Annotated in this window: 3 protein-coding genes; all 3 read right to left on the bottom strand. The window is 52.4% G+C overall.

Translation table 11 applies throughout. The features are described 5' to 3' along the window. Positions 1–43: 43 nt before the first annotated feature. The 3 genes from Q0257_RS06175 to Q0257_RS06165 all read right to left on the bottom strand — a co-directional run bounded on the left by Q0257_RS06175 (position 44) and on the right by Q0257_RS06165 (position 3,671). Positions 44–517, bottom strand: a complete 474-nt coding sequence (locus Q0257_RS06175) for a hypothetical protein (protein WP_298022949.1) — start codon at positions 515–517, stop codon at positions 44–46. A gap of 243 nt (positions 518–760) precedes the next feature. Beyond that, entirely contained in the window at positions 761–2,173 is a 1,413-nt protein-coding gene (locus Q0257_RS06170) for a hypothetical protein (protein ID WP_298022946.1), read from the bottom strand. Between the two features lie 199 nt (positions 2,174–2,372). Continuing rightward, the gene (locus tag Q0257_RS06165) at positions 2,373–3,671 is read right to left on the bottom strand and encodes a hypothetical protein (RefSeq protein WP_298022943.1); all 1,299 of its coding nucleotides are present in this window, start codon (positions 3,669–3,671) and stop codon (positions 2,373–2,375) included. Positions 3,672–4,107: the final 436 nt, after the last annotated feature.

The following is a 4,107-nucleotide window of genomic DNA, read 5'->3' as shown; positions in this document are numbered from 1 at the left end:
CTTTCGCGGCGCGCGAAATTTAGCGGGCTTAAAATTTCACCCGCTATTTTCTGCGGATCTTATAGCCCTTGCCGCTTTTTGTTTTTAGCAGCGAAATTTTTCCGTCCTTCGAGACATAGTAACCACCCTTAACTTTGCTTAAAATTTCGCTCTGCGGCAAGCTCGCCCAAAAGATTTCTACCCTGCTTTTATCCGCGGAAAATATCCCGTAGATCGCAAGCGTAGCGTTATCTGGATCAGCTAACCTCACGTCCGCGATATCAAAAACCTGCACGCAGCCATTCTTAATCTTTGAAAAGCTCTGCCCCGCGGCGACTAAGCAGCCGTGCTCATCCGTGCCGTCGCCCACCATCGGTCCCTGCACGGCGGGCACCTTGCAGACGCCCTCACTCGTGCCGCAGTCTGCAGCCGCGCTTTCGCTTCTCTTATCCGCTTCCTTGCCTAGCTTTGCATCGTGCGCCGCGCAACCGCACAAAAGCGCCGCCGCAAAGGTCGCGGTTAAAATTTTGCCTCTCATATTTACTCCTTTAAATTTTATTTCGCCCTAATAGACGCAAATTTACGCGCCAAATCGGCGTAAATTAACGCTTCCTTGGAACCGCGGAATTTTACCGCCGCTTGGCTTAAATTTTATCTATGCGCCCGCAAAAGCCCGTTTCGGCGCCAAATTTTAAATCCCATGCGCCGCGCCCAAACAAAGCCCGATCGCGCAGTGTCCACACGCTGTTTTATCATCGTGGCGCTCACACCGCTTGATCGGCTAAAATTCCGCGTTTTGCTCCCAGATACGCTCTTGCGACTTCGCGTCCGCCGCCGCAAGCTCGGCCAGCTTGCAAAACGCCTCCCAAATCTCCTCGCGCTCCATGGTATCGATGCTATGCTTGGCGTCTATCGCGTTAAAAACGGCGATAAATTCTTTTAAAATTTCGGTTTTCTCGGTCTTGAGCTCGCTGCTTGCGGGTTTTGCTTCGAGCGTGCTTAGCTTCTTGTGCGCGCCCGCATAAGCCCTCATCGCCTTTCTGGCAGTCGCCGCGCCCACCCCATCTCTGCCGTCCCAGCCGCGCAGCGGGTTGTTTAAATTTGCCGCCAGCCACTGCTTGCTTCGCGGCTGCTTGATTACGAGGCTTTCTATACCCTTAAACTGCGCTCTAGCCGCCTCGCAGGCGCCTTTGGGCACCGACCAGAAACAAAGGCGCTTTAGATGCGGTAGTTGCGCTCTCGTCGGAAAGCGTTCAAATCCGTAAACGTCGCTAAGCCAGACGTCTTTTAGATGTTCAAATTTAGCGAGCGTGTCGATGTTTTTTAGCGTGCCGCCCTGCGCGTTGATGAAAATTTCACGCAAATTCGGAAAGCTCGCCGCAACGCGTGCGAGATCAACGCACTCGCCGCGCCGCGAAAATATCTGTAGATTTCGCAGTTTTTCAAGCCCGCGAATGCAAAACCCACCGCCGTTTAGGTTTAGTTGGACGCTCAAAAGCTCGCCGTCAAAGGGGCAGTGCACGCTTTTTAGCCGCGCGATATCGCCGTTTATCACAAACTGCCACAGCGAGCCGTTTAGCGCGATCTCCTCCGTGCCGCTTGCGTGCAAGACGAGCTGCTGCAAATGCGTGCGCGAGATATCTAGGCTTTTGCCGGCGCAGCTTAGCTCAAGCTGCGTCATCATCGGCGTCGCTTCTAAAAAATTTTTCAAATTTTCATCCCAAATTTTGCTTTTTATCTCGTAGCAAAATGGATTTTTACGCGCTAAATCGGCGTAGAATTCCCTGCTTTGCGGCTGCGAAATTTCAAGCTTTTGCTTACGGACGGATTTAAATTTGGCGCGAATATCCTTCGGAAGCTCGTTCCACGCAAGCTGCATATAGATCTGCTCGATATTTTGCAGGCTCACGCACTCGGGCGGTTCGCAAATCAAAGCGGCGTTGCCGATGAAAACCGGTTCGGCGTCTAAAATTTCATCCACGCCGAGATAAAATTCTCCGCGCTTCCAAAAGTGATGATCGAAGTAAAACGGCTTAAGCTTAGTCGCTTCTTTTAGCCCGAGTGGCGCGCTCGAAAAGCCGTCCAAAACGAGCGCGACGAGCTCCATCTGAGCACTTAGGATCTGCGCGATAAAATACGCGTCCCGCCTCTTAAGCTTTACGGCGAAGAGATCGCCGATTTTCGGCTCGGTCATTTCCGTCCTTTAAATTTTAATCTGCCCGCGCCCGTTTGATGAACGTGGATTTTAACGAGGCTGCGAGCTAAATTTAGCTCAAATCCGCTCCGCTACTAGGCGCTACTTCAAATCAAATTTCATCCACGCTCAAAGCTGCTCACACTGCGTTTTAAGCGCGCTTAAGAGCGCAAAATTATCGTAGAAGCCTGCACCGCGGCTACCACCGGTAAATTTTATTCTCATAAGCGATCAGTCTAAACTCCTCTTTGTGGTTGCCGTTGCCGATCGTGTGGCTGTCTTGGCCCGCGCCCAGGCGTAGTTTATGCAGCCTGCCGCCGTATGTACCGACGAATAGCACGCTGCCGTCCTCGCTTATCGCCATAGACTTTATCGTGCCGCCCAGATAGTGGCGCCAAATTTTACGCCCGTCCTTGCCGACCGCTTTTATGTAGCCGTATGCGTCGCCGAGGATGTAAAAGTCCTGCGTCGCTACGCCCGCGTAAACCCTCATCGCATCGTCGATCAGCGTGAAATTTTGCTCGTCGCCGCCATCCGGATCGTAAAAGCCGACCTCTAGCCCGCGCTTTAGCAAAGCCCTATCCACGCCGATCGTAACGCCGTTGTAAAAGTGGCAGGAGTTTGTGATGAGCTGCGTATCGTCCGCGCTAAAGAGGCAAAAGTGCGGATACGAGCTCTGCGCGCCGATGCAGCCCAGCCGCTCGCCCTCGCTATCCATCAGGACGTGATCGCTATCTTGCTCACCCGCGACGATTAACTCGTTGTCGTTTGAGATGGTCGCATTTGCCATAGCTATCTCGAGCTCGTATTCATCCTCGTCCTCGCCCTCATCCTCGTAGGTCGGATGGATGAGCTTCGCGCCGCTTTGCGAGATCAAAAAAATTCCGTCGTGGGCGGCCAAAAGCACCTTGCTACCGTCGTTAAAGGGTAAAATTTCAGCCTCGTCGTAGATGATCTCCAGCTCGTGGCTAAATCTCGCCACCAGCTCGCCGCCGCTCTTGCCGTCGTAGCCCCTGATCAGCCATACCTCGTCTTGATTTAGCAGGGCGTAAATTTCGTTTCGCTTGGACTTACCCACGGCGATGATGTCGTCCGCCACTTCGCTCACGCGGTCGCCCTCCAGTAGATACAGCGTCTTGCCGTCGTCGTTTGAGGCGATAAAAAGGACGTTCTCGCCGCCAAGAGGGCAAATTTGATCGATATCTCTTAGCTTTTTTCTCAACTTTTTATCGAAAATGACGTTTGAGGGCGGAAAATCGGCTCTAAATTTCTCCGTTTCGCCGCGCTCGTTGGCATCCTTTAGCAGCTCAAAAACCGCCTCGCAAAGCTGCGTCACACCCTCGCGCTCATCGACCGCATCCTCGCCCTCATAGGCGTCCCAGCCGTGCACCTCGGCAAAGGCCACCATATCGTTTACGGCCTTGGCGTATTTCTCGCCCTTTTCATTCCACTCTTTTTGCCACCCCGCCTTAAGCGCCTCGTAGTCCTGCTCGCGCATCTTCTCTCCTTAAGCTTAGTCCGGCCGCCTCTTTTACGGACAGCGCGTTTTATGAAATTTTAGCAAAAAGGGCTAAATTTAGAGATAAATTTTAGGCATGCAAAGCGTCTAAATTTAAGATCGAAGCATCGAGGTTAACCCGCACTCTGCGGTAAAATCGAATTTAAAGCCGGGCTTAGACCCGCAGCTTGCGCTAAAAACGGCGCCCGAGCAGTACGTAGAATCTGGCTCGTCCGTCGCGCGATTTTGCAGGTCGCGACATTTGGTTAAATTTAAAGCCTATGCTTTCGCGGCGGAACCTTGGAATTTTAACGAATGCGGGGATCTGGGTGAGCGCTTGAAATTTTAATCCGGGGCGATGATTTTGATTTCATTCGCGCAAGATCCGTCAAAGTCCGCGCCGAAGGGATCTTGGACCGTGAAATAATGATCTATC

It is taken from the genome of uncultured Campylobacter sp., from assembly GCF_938018035.1.
In the GTDB taxonomy this organism is placed as follows: domain Bacteria; phylum Campylobacterota; class Campylobacteria; order Campylobacterales; family Campylobacteraceae; genus Campylobacter_B.
Note: the sequence above shows the minus strand (reverse complement) of the source record. Positions and strands in the feature narration are given on the sequence as shown.

Bases quoted from the DNA above. Each gene is read 5' to 3' on its own strand.
- Q0257_RS06175 (WP_298022949.1), bottom strand. From the start codon at position 517: ATGAGAGGCAAAATTTTAACCGCGACCTTTGCGGCGGCGCTTTTGTGC.
- Q0257_RS06170 (WP_298022946.1), bottom strand. From the start codon at position 2,173: ATGACCGAGCCGAAAATCGGCGATCTCTTCGCCGTAAAGCTTAAGAGG.
- Q0257_RS06165 (WP_298022943.1), bottom strand. From the start codon at position 3,671: ATGCGCGAGCAGGACTACGAGGCGCTTAAGGCGGGGTGGCAAAAAGAG.